The 16,306-nt window shown below is 41.3% G+C and carries 20 protein-coding genes and 1 pseudogene; 14 read left to right on the forward strand and 7 right to left on the reverse strand.

The window, feature by feature from the left end; translation table 11 throughout:
* The coding region (locus Xvie_RS11060) for a Fic/DOC family protein (RefSeq protein ID WP_139838850.1) at positions 1-535 on the forward strand (535 nt) is incomplete at its 5' end.
* Here Xvie_RS11060 and Xvie_RS21575 read toward each other — a convergent pair.
* Positions 532-702 (reverse strand): hypothetical protein, encoded by a 171-nt coding sequence (locus tag Xvie_RS21575; RefSeq protein WP_167376266.1) that lies wholly within the window; start codon positions 700-702, stop codon positions 532-534. The two genes, Xvie_RS11060 and Xvie_RS21575, sit on opposite strands and share 4 nt — an antisense overlap.
* A gap of 477 nt (positions 703-1,179) precedes the next feature.
* Here Xvie_RS21575 and Xvie_RS11065 point away from each other — a divergent pair, with 477 nt between their 5' ends.
* Positions 1,180-1,623, forward strand: coding sequence for an OsmC family protein (locus tag Xvie_RS11065; RefSeq protein ID WP_086109382.1), 444 nt, complete (start codon positions 1,180-1,182; stop codon positions 1,621-1,623).
* 56 nt (positions 1,624-1,679) lie between these two features.
* Here the strand turns inward: Xvie_RS11065 and bioH are convergent, their stop codons facing one another.
* Positions 1,680-2,456, reverse strand: a complete 777-nt coding sequence (gene bioH, locus Xvie_RS11070; RefSeq protein ID WP_086109383.1) for a pimeloyl-ACP methyl ester esterase BioH — start codon at positions 2,454-2,456, stop codon at positions 1,680-1,682.
* A gap of 38 nt (positions 2,457-2,494) precedes the next feature.
* Here bioH and gntX point away from each other — a divergent pair, with 38 nt between their 5' ends.
* The 7 genes from gntX to Xvie_RS11105 all read left to right on the forward strand — a co-directional run bounded on the left by gntX (position 2,495) and on the right by Xvie_RS11105 (position 8,868).
* Positions 2,495-3,178: a DNA utilization protein GntX gene (gntX, locus tag Xvie_RS11075; protein WP_086109384.1), complete on the forward strand. Its 684-nt coding sequence runs from the start codon at positions 2,495-2,497 to the stop codon at positions 3,176-3,178.
* 59 nt (positions 3,179-3,237) lie between these two features.
* Positions 3,238-3,813, forward strand: coding sequence for a Fe-S biogenesis protein NfuA (gene nfuA, locus Xvie_RS11080; RefSeq protein WP_086109385.1), 576 nt, complete (start codon positions 3,238-3,240; stop codon positions 3,811-3,813).
* Between the two features lie 326 nt (positions 3,814-4,139).
* The gene (gene glpE / locus Xvie_RS11085; protein WP_086109386.1) at positions 4,140-4,463 is read left to right on the forward strand and encodes a thiosulfate sulfurtransferase GlpE; all 324 of its coding nucleotides are present in this window, start codon (positions 4,140-4,142) and stop codon (positions 4,461-4,463) included.
* 77 nt (positions 4,464-4,540) lie between these two features.
* Positions 4,541-5,386 (forward strand): rhomboid family intramembrane serine protease GlpG, encoded by an 846-nt coding sequence (gene glpG, locus Xvie_RS11090; protein WP_086109387.1) that lies wholly within the window; start codon positions 4,541-4,543, stop codon positions 5,384-5,386.
* A 103-nt stretch (positions 5,387-5,489) separates the two neighbouring features.
* Positions 5,490-6,248, forward strand: coding sequence for a DeoR/GlpR family transcriptional regulator (locus Xvie_RS11095; RefSeq protein ID WP_086109388.1), 759 nt, complete (start codon positions 5,490-5,492; stop codon positions 6,246-6,248).
* A 273-nt stretch (positions 6,249-6,521) separates the two neighbouring features.
* The gene (gene glpD / locus Xvie_RS11100; RefSeq protein WP_086109389.1) at positions 6,522-8,015 is read left to right on the forward strand and encodes a glycerol-3-phosphate dehydrogenase; all 1,494 of its coding nucleotides are present in this window, start codon (positions 6,522-6,524) and stop codon (positions 8,013-8,015) included.
* A gap of 307 nt (positions 8,016-8,322) precedes the next feature.
* Positions 8,323-8,868 carry a GNAT family N-acetyltransferase gene (locus tag Xvie_RS11105; RefSeq protein WP_086109390.1) on the forward strand — a complete coding sequence of 182 codons (546 nt, stop codon included), beginning with the start codon at positions 8,323-8,325 and terminating at the stop codon, positions 8,866-8,868.
* Between the two features lie 75 nt (positions 8,869-8,943).
* On the opposite strand, the gene Xvie_RS11110 is transcribed toward Xvie_RS11105, so the two are convergent.
* A complete protein-coding gene (locus Xvie_RS11110) occupies positions 8,944-9,138 on the reverse strand; it encodes a hypothetical protein (RefSeq protein WP_086109391.1) in 195 nt (64 codons plus the stop codon).
* A gap of 82 nt (positions 9,139-9,220) precedes the next feature.
* On the opposite strand from Xvie_RS11110, the pseudogene Xvie_RS25745 reads away from it, so the two are divergent.
* Positions 9,221-9,292, forward strand: a pseudogene (locus tag Xvie_RS25745) (hypothetical protein); the annotation flags it as partial.
* Between the two features lie 87 nt (positions 9,293-9,379).
* On the opposite strand, the gene Xvie_RS11115 reads toward Xvie_RS25745, so the two are convergent.
* The 4 genes from Xvie_RS11115 to Xvie_RS11130 form a co-directional block, all read right to left on the reverse strand.
* The gene (locus tag Xvie_RS11115; protein ID WP_086109392.1) at positions 9,380-9,709 is read right to left on the reverse strand and encodes a low molecular weight protein tyrosine phosphatase family protein; all 330 of its coding nucleotides are present in this window, start codon (positions 9,707-9,709) and stop codon (positions 9,380-9,382) included.
* 422 nt (positions 9,710-10,131) lie between these two features.
* Positions 10,132-10,497, reverse strand: coding sequence for a DUF596 domain-containing protein (locus Xvie_RS11120; RefSeq protein WP_086109393.1), 366 nt, complete (start codon positions 10,495-10,497; stop codon positions 10,132-10,134).
* A 5-nt stretch (positions 10,498-10,502) separates the two neighbouring features.
* Positions 10,503-10,814 (reverse strand): DUF769 domain-containing protein, encoded by a 312-nt coding sequence (locus Xvie_RS23145; RefSeq protein WP_244175590.1) that lies wholly within the window; start codon positions 10,812-10,814, stop codon positions 10,503-10,505.
* Between the two features lie 170 nt (positions 10,815-10,984).
* Complete coding sequence (locus tag Xvie_RS11130; RefSeq protein WP_086109395.1) at positions 10,985-11,383, reverse strand: hypothetical protein; 399 nt, start codon at positions 11,381-11,383, stop codon at positions 10,985-10,987.
* A 971-nt stretch (positions 11,384-12,354) separates the two neighbouring features.
* Between Xvie_RS11130 and yhfZ the strand changes: the two genes are divergently transcribed.
* From yhfZ to Xvie_RS11150, 4 genes are all read left to right on the forward strand, one after another.
* A complete protein-coding gene (yhfZ, locus tag Xvie_RS11135; protein WP_086109396.1) occupies positions 12,355-13,263 on the forward strand; it encodes a GntR family transcriptional regulator YhfZ in 909 nt (302 codons plus the stop codon).
* A gap of 54 nt (positions 13,264-13,317) precedes the next feature.
* Entirely contained in the window at positions 13,318-13,680 is a 363-nt protein-coding gene (locus Xvie_RS11140) for a PRD domain-containing protein (RefSeq protein ID WP_086109397.1), read from the forward strand.
* A gap of 103 nt (positions 13,681-13,783) precedes the next feature.
* Positions 13,784-14,959, forward strand: coding sequence for a YhfX family PLP-dependent enzyme (locus Xvie_RS11145; RefSeq protein WP_086109398.1), 1,176 nt, complete (start codon positions 13,784-13,786; stop codon positions 14,957-14,959).
* Positions 14,960-15,366: 407 nt separating this feature from the next.
* Entirely contained in the window at positions 15,367-16,275 is a 909-nt protein-coding gene (locus Xvie_RS11150) for a phosphotriesterase-related protein (RefSeq protein WP_422645928.1), read from the forward strand.
* Positions 16,276-16,306: the final 31 nt, after the last annotated feature.

Genomic DNA, 16,306 nt, shown 5'->3' on the forward strand with positions numbered 1-16,306 from the left:
ACAGCGGACTTCGGTGGGCCTGCCACCATCTCCTCCTGAGCTTATGCTACATACTGGCTGCGCTCCCTATGCTGCCAGTTTGTATGCCTGCGGCACACTTTCAATGATAAAACGTTGGCACCATCGCTGGCTGGGTAATATCTATGAATGGGCAGGACAAAAAAGGACGGTGAATATCAGCAAAGGTGGCTTTATGTTCGCACCTGCAGCACAGTTACCAAAGCTATTGAATCAGTTTGATGCACAATATCTCGCTAAGTATACACCATGCTCTGGAATGACTCGAACACAGCTCATAGAAGCAATAGCCATTGTTCACGTAGAGTTGATACTAATTCACCCGTTCAGAGAAGGTAATGGGCGTCTTTCACGCCTACTGGCTGACATAATGGCCGTTCAGGGAGGGCTACAACCACTGAACTATAAAATTTGGGAGCAGAACAAGGCTCAGTATATCGTCGCTATCCACGCTGGTTTGAATATGAATTATGAGCCCATGAAATATTGGGTTAGCAAAGCGTTAAAAAACAACTAAACCGCCAAGTGCAAATGGGAAAACTTCTCACGTTTTGTTTTCAATTCGTCTTCAATGCGCTTAGAAGCCTGACCTGTCTCAATCGCTGTTGATGTCGCTACAGCACGTGCTATCTGCTCACGAGTGGGCTTTGTATAGGATACAGTTGGTTTTTTGTTGTGGCTCATAAGAATTTCAGGTCTCTTTATGTCGTTATAATGCGGATGTGGAGATATCATAGACTAAATTTCTTAATAAAATGGATTATTTTATTCAATCATGCCAGATCTGGTTAGATAATTAAATTGACGCCGATGATAGCCGTCATCACTTGATGATAAAACCGCACGGTCACATCGTTATCTATGTTCCCGGGGAATTCGCGCCCTTGCCGCCACGACGCATCCTGAAATCCATTAGGCATAAATATGATATATTCTTTTTTACGTGAATTCCCAAATTAAAATTCTTCCTAAAGAATAAGAACCGCTTCTATATTGGAATTAAATAGTAAAATAATAAATTATGCGAAATGCACCTGAAATAAGAAAAATTCTCTTCGTAATAAATAAATTACAACCAAATTGAATTAATTGAAAAATAAAAATTATCTCTTTATTATCTGAAATGCTGTATCCCTATATTAATAACCTGAGGATAATAAAATGCCTAAAGAGTTATTCATTGCAACAGTTGAGTCAGCTGGTAATCTCAAAATGAAATGTTCATCACGAGATTTTACTTTTCATATAGACGAACCAAAAAACCTCGGTGGAACCGACGAGGCGATGAACCCAATGGAAGCGTTACTTTCTGCGTTTGGTGCATGTCAATGTATTGTGGCAAAGAGTTTTGCCCGAAAGCATAAAATTAATTTGCTCGATATTCAGGTTAAAATGGAAGGAGAGCTGGATACCGATGGATTCACCGGTAAAAATAAAAACGCCAAACTGGGATTTTCGAAAATCACCTCCAAATTTTATGTTAAAGCAGATAATACCGAACAAGAGATCCGAGATTTTATTACTTTTGTCGAAAATCATTGCCCTGTTCTCGACACTATCGTCAATACACCAGAAATTGTGACTGAAGTTTATCCTGTCAAATAATATGGTTTATTTTATTACCCATAACTTTTCATGTTATGGGTAATTTCTTGCATTAATTACTGTTCCATACTGGAAGCAAAGCTCGTTATTACTTCGACAAATTCGTCAGGATGAGAAATAAAAGGCGCATGGGCTGCATTACGTATAATAACGGAATGCGTATGTGGCCATACACTATCAAGCTGCAAAGCAATCTTGCGTGGCACCAAACCATCGAGATAACCATAAAGGCGCAAGAAGGGTAACCGAAGCTGGGATAATTCCTCCCTTAAATCATCCGTACGCAGGATTTCCAAACCAGCATTCAATACATCAACTGTCGGCATCGGCTGATTCAATACCACTGATTTCAGTACACGGGCATCCTGACGTGCGCTGTCTGTTCCTAGTGTCTGCAAAGCCAGAAAACGTTCAACGGTCTTCTGAAAATCCGCACTCAATTGATGTTCAAATGCACTCAGAACCTCTGGCTTAATCCCCGGCCAGTTTCCATCAGCACTAAATTTTGGAGAGGAAGCCACAGTGACCAAACCCGCAACTTGTGCCGTATGATCCAAAGCAATCCGGCTGGCTACCAATCCCCCCAAAGACCAACCGAGCCACAAGGCATTTTCTGGCGCCTGCTGCCAGACAGTATCTGCCATATCCGCCAATGACATAGCCGGATATGATTGGCTACGGCCATATCCCGGTAAATCCACCAGATGCAAACGAAAATGCGAAGCCAATCGCGTTTCCACTGAACGCCAAACCTCAGCGTTTAACCCCCATCCGTGCAGCATCACAAGATCACGTGGTGCATCACCGATTGTCTGCCAAAACAACTGATCCATTGTTATTCTCACTTTATTTGTCACCAAGGAAGGAAACTATGCTAACAATGGTTGGATACTGTTGGCTATGCCATCAAAATTTGTATTTTGCCCATCATGGAATCTGCTGCCTCTGCCACCATCATTTAAAGCGACTACAACATGTCTGCCCGCGTTGTGCATTGCCTTCTGAATCCCGCGATCTTCCCTGTGGGCGATGCATGAGGAATCCCCCTCTGTGGCAACATTTGATCGCCATTACAGATTACACTCCGCCATTAAGCCGGCTTATCCAACGTTACAAGTATCACGGCACACCACAACTCGCGCCAGTGCTGGCACGCTTGTTCTTGCTGCATTGGTCACAAGGCTATCGTGAAGGCCGCTGGCATAAGCCGGATCGCATACTGGGCATTCCTTCACACAGCAGAAAACGCTGGCAACGTGGGTTCGATCACATTGAACTCATTGCCCGCCCCCTCTCACATTGGCTGCAATGCCCATATCAACCCGATTTTTTGCAACGCTCACGTGCTACACTCACGCAGCGGGGCCTATCTGCCGCCCAAAGGAGAATAAATCTTAAGCAGGCCTTTCAATTACAGGGCGATTTTGCCGATCAACATATCGCGATTTTCGATGATGTGATTACTACGGGCACAACGCTGCATGAAGCATCACAGTTGTTAATTCGTGCGGGAGCTCGCTCTGTACAGGCTTGGGCAATATGCCGAACCTTGTAGTTCCTTTATAAATGGGCGTATTATAACCAACTAGAACAGTCAACTATTGAGCAAATGACATGATTAATATTACTGAAGCAGCGCAAGCGCATTTTGCCAAACTACTGGCAAATCAAGAACCGGGTACACAAATCCGCGTTTTTGTCATTAATCCAGGAACTCCGACCGCTGAATGTGGTGTTTCCTATTGCCCACCAGATGCTGTTGAAGCCACTGACACCGAACTGAAGTTCGACCAGCTATCTGCCTATGTTGATGAAATTAGTGCACCTTTTCTGGAAGAAGCTGTCATTGATTTCGTCACTGATCAACTGGGTTCTCAACTGACTCTGAAAGCACCGAACGCCAAAATGCGTAAAGTGGCTGATGATGCTCCACTCATTGAGCGTGTTGAATATGTCCTGCAATCACAGATTAATCCACAGCTGGCTGGGCATGGTGGTCGTGTCAGCCTGATGGAAATCACTGATGGGGGTTATGCCATTCTGCAATTCGGTGGTGGATGTAACGGCTGTTCAATGGTCGATGTCACCCTGAAAGAAGGGATTGAAAAACAGTTACTACAGATGTTCCCTGAATTGAAAGGCGTGAAAGATCTGACTGAACACCAGCGCGGTGAACATTCATATTACTGATTTTTCATTCTTGCTTTGATTGTTTTTTTAAACATTACGGTTTTTTGATCATTTTTCTGTTTCTAATATTTTCTATATCCAATGGATTTCAAGATGCAACACGGCGGCAAGGGCATAAATCAACGGGAACATAGCTAACTGTGTGACAAGAGTGGGTAAACTCAACCAACAAAGCTGCAACTTGAAAAGCGACAAATACACCTGAATTTCCACGCCTTTCCAATGTAGATATTGTCAACATTGGGAAGGCGGAAAGGTCATACCAGACGATTATTAAGAAATTAATATATTGAAAAGGAAAATTTTAGAAACTACATTGAGTATTTATGGACCATTTTCAAACAATAAACCCTGAACAAGCTTACCAACATTGGCTCGACAAAACTGCAGTCATGGTTGATATCCGCGATCCACAAAGCTTCCGTACCGGGCATGCAACAGGTGCATTTCACCTGACAAATGAAACAATTAATCGCTTTTTACAGGAGGCCGATTTTGACCAACCGGTCATGGTAATGTGCTACCACGGCCATAGCAGTCAGGGTGCTGCGCAATACTTGATCAATATAGGGTTTGAGACCGTTTATAGTGTCAATGGTGGCTTTGAAGTCTGGAAAAGAGAGTATCCTCACGCTGTCCATACTCAATAAATCTTTAACACACAAATCTCAATAAAATTCATCCCTGTGTAATTAACTTCAACTTAAGGCAGAGATAAAGACGAGCAATGATCCATGTAACCTCAATATCCAACCCTCGACTGGCTCAGGCCTTTATTGATTATATGGCGATGCAGAGCATTCATTTGACCATGCGGCCCAACAATGAGTCATCACTCGTTGAACTTTGGTTAGAAGATGATAGCCAACTAAGTCGGGTTCAGCAGGAACTTCATCACTTTACCCGCGATCCATTCCATGAACGCTATCAAGCCTCCAGTTGGCAAACAGGTAAACCTACCAGTTCCTTCAAGTACCAAAACAGCCTGAACTTGAATATGCTAAAAAATCAGTCCGGGCCGCTGACAATTGCCATAACAGTACTCTGTGTCCTTGTTTACCTTTGGATGGTAATGACGAGCACTTCCCATGTCATGAACTGGCTGGCATGGCCGAATAATAGTGATCAATATCTGGAATTATGGCGCTGGATCAGTCCTGCCCTGCTGCATTTCTCTCTGACACATATCCTTTTTAATCTTGCACTATGGTGGTATTTAGGCAGTCAGGTAGAACAAAAAATTGGCAGCAGCAAACTTTTTGAAGTCACGATAGTATCAGTATTTTTCAGTAGTTGGGCACAATCATTGTTCAGCGGATCTAATTTCGGAGGACTATCTGGTGTAGTTTACGCACTGATCGGATATGTCTGTCTAACGGGTGAAATGTCCCCCCAACGCGGAATCAGCGCTCCCAGGGGGTTAATTGCTGTCTCTATCATTTGGTTATTGGTTGCCTCTCTCAATCTCAATCAATTTTCGAGCAACATCGCCAATGCCGCCCATATTTCAGGATTAATTATCGGGCTATTGATGGGGTTATGGGATAATTTGCGTAAACAAAAAAATCAATAATATTCCAAAAAACCAATAAATTTCATGTTGCAACAGTGAATTGAAATAAAGGAGATAACTTTGGTCAACTATAATCTATCTAAGCAAACATTAGGGGAATGTTGTGAAGCAAACTCAGCGACATGATGCAATAATCGAGCTGGTGCGCCTTCAAGGTTATGTCAGCACTGAAGAGCTGGTTGAACATTTTGAGGTCAGCCCACAAACTATCCGGCGTGATTTAAATGATCTGGCAGATAAAAATAAAATCCACCGTCATCACGGTGGTGCCGCACTGCCATCCAGCTCCGTCAACACCGCTTATCATGATCGCAAGATAATGTGGTCAGATGAAAAAGCCCGTATTGCACAACAAGTTGCCGCCCAAATTCCAAACGGCTCAACCCTGTTCATCGATATTGGGACAACCCCTGAAGCCGTAGCGCATGCCCTGCTCAACCACCGCGATTTACGAATTGTCACCAACAACCTCAACGTGGCAACACTGTTTATGGGCAAAGAAGATTTCCGGTTAATTTTGGCGGGTGGTGAAGTCCGTTCCCGTGATGGTGGCATCATTGGTGAGGCGACGCTGGATTTCATTTCCCAGTTCCGTCTTGATTTCGGCATTCTTGGTATCAGTGGCATTGATAGTGACGGCTCACTGCTGGAATTCGATTACCACGAAGTCCGTATCAAGCGCGCTATTATCGAAAACTCCCGCTGTGTTATGCTGGTTGCCGACCATTCAAAATTTGGCCGCAATGCCATGGTTAATCTCGGTAACATGAACCTGATTGATTTCTTGTTCACAGATAAAGCACCGCCTCCCAGTCTTCAGAAAATCATTGAACAACACAGTGTTAAGCTGGAATTGTGCTAACCATTTTTGCGCAATAATCTCGTCATAATATCCCCACCTGAGATTCTGGTGGGGCTTCTTTTCAAGTTGAACTTCTTTCCATAAATATTTCCTCTCAAATTGGTATTCCATAAAATCCTTATTAACCCTATGGATATGATGAAGATTTGTTACCTGTATCACGTGAGTATGTTTTTTCTGAGTTAGTGGTTGGCGACTGATGAATTTTTGATTACAATCATTGAGCGAAAACGAACATTAAAGAACTGTTTCGAACATTTCAGAGGGTATGCAATGGAAACCAAAGACTTGATTGTAATCGGCGGCGGAATTAACGGCGCTGGTATCGCGGCAGACGCTACTGGCCGGGGACTTTCTGTCCTGCTGTTGGAAGGTCAAGACTTGGCCAGCGCGACTTCATCTGCCAGCTCAAAACTGATCCACGGTGGCTTACGCTATCTGGAACATTATGAATTCCGTTTGGTCAGTGAAGCACTTGCAGAACGTGAAGTGCTTTTAAAACTGGCTCCCCATATTGCATTCCCGATGCGTTTTCGTCTGCCACATCAACCACACTTGCGTCCGGCCTGGATGATCCGCATTGGCCTGTTCCTGTACGATAACTTAGGCAAACGCGTTAGCTTATCAGGCAGTAAGGGACTGAAATTTGGTGCAAGCTCAGTACTGAAACCATCGATTACCCGTGGTTTTGAATACTCCGACTGTTGGGTTGATGATGCGCGTCTGGTTGTTCTGAACGCACAGGAAGTTCAAAAACACGGTGGCGAAGTACGTACCCGCACTCAAGTGACCCGCGCATGGCGCGAGGACGGTTACTGGATGGTTGAAGCCAACGATCTCAAGACTGGCGAAACCAACACATGGCGCGCAAAAGGTTTGGTCAACGCGACTGGCCCTTGGGTGAAAAATTTCTTCGATAACGGCCTGCAATTGAAATCGCCTTATGGCATCCGCTTGATCAAAGGCAGCCATATTGTTGTTCCCCGCGTTCACGATGAATCACAGGCTTATATTCTGCAAAATGAAGATAATCGCATCGTGTTTGTTATTCCATGGAATGAAGAATTTTCTATCATCGGCACGACGGATGTTGAATATAAAGGCGATCCAAAAGAAGTCAAAATTGACGACAAAGAGATCGACTATTTGCTGAAAGTCTATAACGACCACTTCAAGAAACAGCTTGCCCGTGATGATATTGCCTGGACTTATTCTGGCGTTCGCCCTCTGTGTGATGATGAGTCTGATTCACCACAAGCGATTACCCGCGATTACACACTGGATGTACGGGATGAGCAAGGTCAGATGCCATTACTGTCCGTATTCGGTGGCAAGCTGACTACTTACCGTAAACTGGCTGAACATGCCGTGGATAAACTGGCACAGTACTATCCCAACGCCGGCAAAGCATGGACTAAAAATGGCAAATTACCGGGTGGTGAGCTGGAAGGCTGCGACCGCGATGGTTATACACGTCTGCTGCGTCAGCGTCACAACTGGTTACCAGAAGGTGTGGCACAGCGTTATGCCCGTACTTACGGCAGCAACAGCCAAATCATCTTGAAAGACGCTGAAGCGCTGACTGATCTCGGCGAATTCTTCGGCCATGGTTTGTATGAAGCTGAACTGCGCTATTTAGTTGAACACGAATGGGTAACACAGTTAGATGATGCTATCTGGCGCCGTACTAAACTGGGTATGTGGCTCACCGATGAACAGAAGCAACGTGTAGCTGATTGGCTGGCACAAAACGTCAAAGCTGCTTAATTGCAAGTTTGATTCAGCGTGAAAAATGGTGATAGAAATTATCGCCATTTTTTATTGCAACTCATACCCATCTCATTCCATCATAATTTATTTCTATCACATAAGTTGTTTCCCGCTCATCAACCACCTCAAACAACCGTAAATTTTCGAAACCAACCATCCCTATTTCCTATTGAAACCTCATTAATTTTCATTTAATTCAACTGGTTGTTTAACGCACATATTTTTGTCATCGTGATAGTATGTTAGAAATCAAACTGACATATATCTAACACAGTTATCTAACACAACAGCTTTGGAAATATCTATGTTAACGATTCGGAATGCAACTATAGAAGATGCTATGCTACTGTCCCAGCTACTTGAAACAAGCTACCGATTTCATTTTTCTTATTTATGGCATGATCAGAATGAACTTGAAGAGTATATTGCGGGCGAGTGTTCAGTAGAGCAAATATCGAATTCACTACAATCCCCCGATCACAAATGGTTTATTGCCGAATCCCCTCATGCTATCGATTCAAAGACAAATGATTCCAATATCGTTGGCTTTAGTAAAATCATCTACAATCAGCCTGTCCCTGATAAAGATTTCTCTGGCATCTATTTACATAAGCTCTACTTAATGCCAAACCTGACCGGACAAAAATATGGTGATCAACTATTTGACCATATAATGAAACTTACTCATGAACAGGGACAAAAATGGCTTTGGTTAGAAGTATTGGAACAGAACACATCTGCCATTAAATTTTATATCAGAAAGGGAATGAAGTGGCAGAAGAGCATCCTCTATACCAGCCCAAAACAACAAAGTACAGTATATATAATGGCTAAGAACCTATCCGATTAAGCCCTATTCTCAATAAATTTTAATTCTCAATCCAATGAAATACTTTTTTACTGACAGGATATAAAAACCAAGAGATTATTTGGGTAGTTCTACGCCAATGAGTTCAGGCCCCAAATAATATTGGTAATATTCTAATACCTTTTTACTGTATTTTATTCCATATACTAAACCAGTAAGAATTTCTGCAACAAATTCATTCGAATTATTTTTCTGTATAGCATAATCACTCACCTGTTCAACAATTATATGAAGACATGGACTTTCATCCATATTCCTTTCTAAATAAAATCATTATACGTATTTTTGTCTTCTTTTTTCGGCCATCTAATTTCTTGACCTCTACAACACCTATCAAGCCTGCAAACCCGATGTTAAAGAGCAGATTATCGATATGGTAATGAATAACGGAGGAAATGCACAATAAAGTGATTGGCACTTTCATTGAGCGTGAGAACTATTTTTAATAAGAGATCTAACTAGTTAATACACAACCTAAAAAACTAAGAGTGATTTATTGATTTTTTGCTATATAAGCCGGAACTACATCTTCAAGAATTTCTATCAGTTGTGGATCCATATAGAGGTAATCATCAGGAATATCGAGAACATGAATCGGTTTATATTCAAGCAAACGGGAAAACTCCGCCTGTAATCGGTTCTTATGTTTCTGTTCCATAACACAAATAACATCAGCCCAGCGAATAAGATCAGGGGTCACCTGTCTTTTGGCATTACGGCTTGTACCCGCAGAACGAACAGACCAATTTACATCGTTACGCCATATTTGCTCTGCGGTCGGGCTGCGCCATTGATTGCGGCTACAGATAAATAGAATATTCATGAATCCTTGTAATCAATCCTTAAGGGCATTTCGCGTTAACACCGCATTACTAACCTGAAGATATGTCATATCTAATTATGCGGCTCTGACCAGTTTTTTCACGAGGATAGCCATAATGAGAGTTAGTGTTTTTTGATATTATAGTTTATTTATTTGATATTTATATATTTTTTATACCTATGAACACTTTTAGCTAAAACTTTTCATATTCATAGTGCGTTGATACCTTTGGAAGCCAGTCTTCCGCAAAAATAATAAGAAATCCCTCAAAAGACGAGAGCAAAACAGGCGGAAACATGAGGACGGATTATTTACCAATCTTTTCATTTATACAGTGGTAGTTTTTTGTGTAAATTGATTATAGTCATTAAAATAGTTAGTTAGGCAGTTCCTCCGATGCTAGTAGCGAGGGAGGGGCAGGCTTAAGTCCACTCTAGAGAGCCATCTTCAAGTACCCAGACAGCCCCTCCCGGACAAGCTTCATCAAAGAACCAAAATTGTTCAATTAACTCTTCTTCAGTTTTGGGAAAAACAGAATAAAAAGACTGTAATTGCTCGTTAATTGTGCCTTCTAAAAACTTACCGTGCTTAGCCAATCTTAGCTTTCCTTCTGTTAAAAGCTTTTCTAAAAACCAAAAGAAGAGTCTTTTCCTTTCTTTGAAGGAAAAATCTTCAGAAATTACACGCTTAGATGGAAGCATTTCTGGAGCTATATAAGCCCATAACCCATCTAGTGCTTGGGTTTTAGCATGTTCAACAACCATCTTATACTCAGCATCAGTTACCATTTTCATTACCTAAATTTTATCTCAGCATTTCTACCAAGACCATTTTCTACTTGACGTAATACAGGGCTATTTCTAATTTGTATTGTCCAGCGTGCCTCCGTTTGTTTAAATGAACTTGAAACATTTCTAAGAGTGATGAGAGTGCCATCATTTAATTTTGCTGTATAGATGCCATCTTTAATCTTTGTGAAAGGCTGTCCGGCTAACTGTTTTGCATAACGATATATTTGCCTATCTGTTAATTTTTGGCTTTCAAAAACCTTTGTTGTATAACGATTTCCACCGCTTCCTTGCCTAATAATTTTTCCATCAATCATCAAATCTCGTGACGGGTCATTTTTATCAAAAATCCTTCTCAACTCCTCAAATCGATTTTTCTGTTGTTGTCTAACCGCTTTGTTATTCCATTCGTGCTTATTACCTTGTGGTTCCCATCCTCCCGGCGTACCAGAACTAGCACCACCTAATTTAGCTTTTTGATCCGCCGTTATCCCTTCCCAATATTTGGCTTAACTGATTTACCCGAACCGTATTTCTCCTGTAACTCATTCAGGTAACGCTGGGTAATTTCATCATTCCCTATCATCAAAAGTGTAATCAGATGATCGAAATCTTCTTGGGAAATATTATCTGCGATTCCCTTTGCAGAAATTCCAACTACCCCCACTTTAGTGGCTATTTCCAGAAGTTTTTTTGCCACCTTAGTCCGGCAATATGCGATTCTCTTACAGACTTTTAGGGGTAAAGTTAAAACAGACCGCTTTTTCCTCTCTGTGGTTTTATTCTGCTGATCCTGTTGTGGGTATTTAACAACCTCATTCGCCTGAGATAACGGGAAAAATATAGCGTAAAAGATTGTCAGAATAATAACAAATAGTTTTTTCATGGGTTTTTCCCTCTATTTAAAATAAGGGGGTTCTTATATCAACTTTACATAATGTATTTTCCCTAATGCGGAAAATTTGAACATACAAAAATTAAAAATATATAACAATAAATACCGTGTTTTACAGGAAAGTATTTATTATCTATTTATGAATTATTTACAAAAACATCATTAATGGGATTCATTGAAATTTCCTCATAGTCCGGATTTGAAAGTCATATAATAGCTAAAAATTGTATATTGGTACGGAGTTACAGCCGATTAGTGAGAGAGTATTTTCACATTAACTGGAGATAATGGTTAAAAGAAGGAAATTAAGCTGAGTTAATAAGATTTCCGATGATTCCGGCTTAAAACCCGGTTGTGTATTAACTAGTTCCAAAAACAGGCGCCACTATCCGTTTCATCCGGGGTTCTCAGGCATACCAGCGATGACCACTATTTCCTTTTCTATGTCCTTTGACATGTTCTGATGTGTGACAATAAACGTCAACTTTAGCCATGATCCACTATTAAAAAGTTAGAGCATATCACAATAACTAACTATTCAATACACGACAAAATTAAGATATAAATAAGTCATATTGATTATGATCAATTTTTTATATTTTTAAATAAGATATACTCAATAGAATATTTTATTGATTCATACAAAATAAGATACAGAATATAAACTAAATTATTCTGTTGAGTGATAAATAGTACAGCAAAAATCACTATCTATACAGAAAAATACAGTGAACAGGCATAAATAATCCTCTCATATCCCCTATATTCTCCCATAACAGCAATTTTTATATCTTCAATATCAAATTAAAATATATCTTCAAAATATTGATAATATTAGACTTTATCATTTTTTAAATTTTCATTTTTTTTGCAATTGTGATATTAATCCCCTTTCTTTAATTCGCTTGTTGCGATTTATGTTCAAATTTATGAAGATAAATGACAATGGACAAAAACTTGTAATGATAAGTCAAACATTCATTAAAAAAGAGGGGATTGCACAGTCATTTCTGGCTCGCTATCTTCTCTCTGAGCAATGTGGCAACCGCCTGAAAACCATAGAATTACTTTCTAAAGAGTGTGGCTTGTCCGTGGGTTTGATGCAAGCAGCATTAAAATCTCTCGAGCAGGCACAGGCGGTTGGGATTAAGCGTCGTGGGCGTAATGGTAGCTTTCTTGCACAGATAAACCACAAATTACTCTTGGAGTACGCCGATATTGGCAATGTGGTTTGTGCAATGCCGCTCCCCTATACCCGTGCTTATGAAGGGCTAGCCAGTGGTTTAAAAGCATTATGTGCAGGTGTTCCTTTTTACTTTGCACATATGCGTGGCTCGGATATCCGCATTGAGTGTTTGCTGAATGGTGTTTACGATTTAGCAGTAACATCAAGACTTGCCGCAGAGCAACACCCAGAAAATAAAGATCTACATATTGCGCTTTCACTAGGGACACAAAGTTATACAGACAGGCATAGGTTAATCTTTCGTCATGGCGAAATGGAATCCATTCGCCGTGTTGGATTAGATAGCACCTCAGCAGACCAAAAAATAATGACAAAGCAATACTTTGCTGGAAAAGAGATTGAATTGGTCGAGGTTTCCTATCATGAGTGCCTAAATCAAATCATAAAAGGTCACATTGATGCGGCCATCTGGAACGTTGGACAAGGCCATGAACTGATAGTACAAGGCCTGATGACGCAACTCCCCGACGATAGTGAGTGTTTTACCAAAGCTTCTGAAGCCGTTATTCTTGCCCGCAAGGATAATATCCCCATCCAGCGACTCCTGCATACTATGGTTGACCGGGAGCTATTGCTGACCCATCAACAAAATGTAGTAGCAGGCATCATAGAACCCGTTTATTGAAACTCGATCAGCCAAAATAAATTATTGACTAACACCTACGTATATCAAAAAGCAATGATAGAACAACGGCTAACTATCCTGCTGCAAGGTGGCGTTATCGATCAAGATATCTACAATGCCATGCTGGATGTTGTGCATGCTCTGGAAGATATCTGGCTTATCCCTATCCGTCATCCGCAAGGCGAAATGGTACTTACCCACATGGCAAGTGCTTTTATGCGTTCACGCCGTGGCGAAAAAGTTTCCCCACTGGATAAAGAAATATTGGCAAAACTCGAACAATCTGAATATTACAATCAGTTGCTCACAATCCATTGCTCCTTAACTGAAAAATTTACAGTAGCATTACATCCCAATGAGGAAGGCTATCTGTTAGCGAATTTATATGGTTTAATGCTTTCACTCGAAAGAGATTAATTTTTGATTCCTATATAAATATTCAAAAAAATGAAGGTTTAAGCACACACAAAATTTAGATTTTCACACAGCCTTGCTGCTTTGCAGACATAAAGGGAACCCCATGTTTATTGAGGCATTAAAAAAACAGAACCCCAAATTGATTGAAGTTGCAAAAAACCTTTGGAATCAAGGTGCAATCCTGCCAGATACTTACATCATTGATGTCGATCAGGTTTTGGGTAATGGCCGCCGCTTGCTGCAAGTTGCGGAACAATATGGTATTGAACTCTATTTGATGACCAAACAAATTGGGCGTAATCCATGGCTGACCAAGAAATTGATTGAGCTCGGTTACCGCGGCGTTGTAGCTGTCGATTTCAGGGAAGCCTATAGCCTGAGCCAGCACGATATACCGCTGTGCCACATAGGTCACTTAGTGCAGACACCAACCCATTTAATAGAAACCATGCTCAAACATAATCCGAATATCATTACCGTATTTTCCCTTGAAAAGGCTCAAGCCATTTCGGATGTAGCGGAGAAATTGGGACGAATTCAGCCCATTATGCTGAAAGTATTTGATAAACGAGATATTGCTTTTCCCGGCCAAGAAGCTGGAATCACCTTTAATGAACTCGATACTGTCGTGAATGCCTTAAAGCACATGTCGGGTATCAAATTGAGCGGGCTGACTCATTTTCCTTGCCTATCATGGGATTCCCGATATCAGACAACCTTACCAACGACCAATTTGCTGACTCTCATCCGTGCGCGAAACCGGCTTGAACAACTCGGAATTAAACTCTCACAAATCAATGCCCCGGCAGCCTCAAGCTGTAACACCATACCATTACTGGCCAAATATGGTGCCACCCACTTAGAACCGGGTCATGCCCTGACCGGAACTATTCCCGCCAACGTCAGTGGCCGAGAGCCGGAAAATATTGCGATGGTCTATCTCACCGAAATTTCTCATCATCATGATGGAAATAGCTACTGCTATGGCGGCGGATACTATAAACGCGGGCATATGAAACATGCGCTGGTTTTTCCTGAACAAGCCATCTCTCCTAAAAAAGTGCGCATACTGCGTTTGGGGGAACCCTGCATTGACTACCATCTCCCGCTGTCAGGCACTCATCCTATTGGTAGCCCTGTGCTGATGTGTTTCCGGCCACAGATTTTCATAACACGTAGTGATGTTGCCCTCGTTTCAGGTATTCAGTCTGGCTCACCAAAACTTGAAGGTATTTATGACAGTCAAGGAAATTGGAAAAATAGTGGCTATCCTAAATAGTTCCTCAGAAGAGGTATCATAGGTAATATTATTCCATCACTAAATAATGTTATTTTCGCCATAGTGGATTTACCGCATGATTCTGCACACCATATTTTATGGAATGGCTATTTTATATAATCATCACCTTATAAAATAGCTAATTATAAAATAATTACATTATAAATTAATTACTTATAAATGAGGCTTATTTAGCATCATGTTATTTATGAAAACAGTTATTTATAAAAATAAATATGGGATACTAAAAACAAACTAGGATACGCCCACACATTCCGCTTCGTATCCCTCATCCAGCCCTGATGCAATTGAAGGCGCACTCGAGCTGCGGGATATCAGAGATATCAAGTCGAACATCGGGGGACACACTGCAATCTTCATCAAAAAATCAAGCCATTAATCATCATTTGGCAATAAAGACAAATCACTTCATTGATATTTCAGGCTACACCTATGTGCATGAGCATTTGCACATTGATCTCTCTGATGTGAAAGGAAGCCTCGATTGTCGATTGGATCAATACGATCTGATCGTAGAAGAACTTCGTTACCTCTATACTCTTGGGGTAAGAAACATCGTAGAAATGACCAATCGTTATATGGGACGTAATGCGGCTTTTCTGCTGGATCTGATGCGTGATACCCACATCAATATCATTGCTTCGACCGGCTACTATAAGCAACCCTTCTTTCCTGCTCATTTCAGTGAGTTGAGTGTACCAGCAATCGCCAATGATATGATCACCGAGATTGAGACTGGGATCGATGGCACCAAGTTAAAAGCAGGAGTGATTGCAGAGATCGGCTCCAGCCTCAATCAAATCACAGAAGATGAGCAAAAGGTTTTTGCTGCTGCGGCATTGGCACACCAGACAACAGGATGTCCCATTTCCACCCATACCACATTAAGCACAATGGGACGTGAACAGTTGGCTTTGCTGAAGGGATTTGGCGTCTCCCCCGAACATGTGGCCATCGGCCATTGTGATCTGAGAGATAATCTGGACACCATCATTCCTTTGCTGGAAGCCGGGGCATGGGTGCAATTCGATACGATCGGCAAGAATAATTATTATCCCGACAGTCGACGCATTACCATGTTACAGGAGGTCGCCAGACGTGGGTTACTTGAGCGGGTAATGCTGTCTCAAGATATTACGCGTCGATCTCATTTGAAAAACAATGGGGGAAATGGTTTTGATTACCTGTTAACTGTATTCGTTCCCATGTTGCTCGAAACTGGCTTTTCCCAAAAACAGATAGATCAAATGCTGCGCGATAATCCTGCGCGATTTTTCCACGGCAGAATTGAATAAAAAACAAACTCATAAAAACATAATCTAAATA

The sequence above is a fragment of the Xenorhabdus vietnamensis genome (assembly GCF_002127535.1).
GTDB classification, from domain to species: Bacteria; Pseudomonadota; Gammaproteobacteria; order Enterobacterales; family Enterobacteriaceae; genus Xenorhabdus; species Xenorhabdus vietnamensis.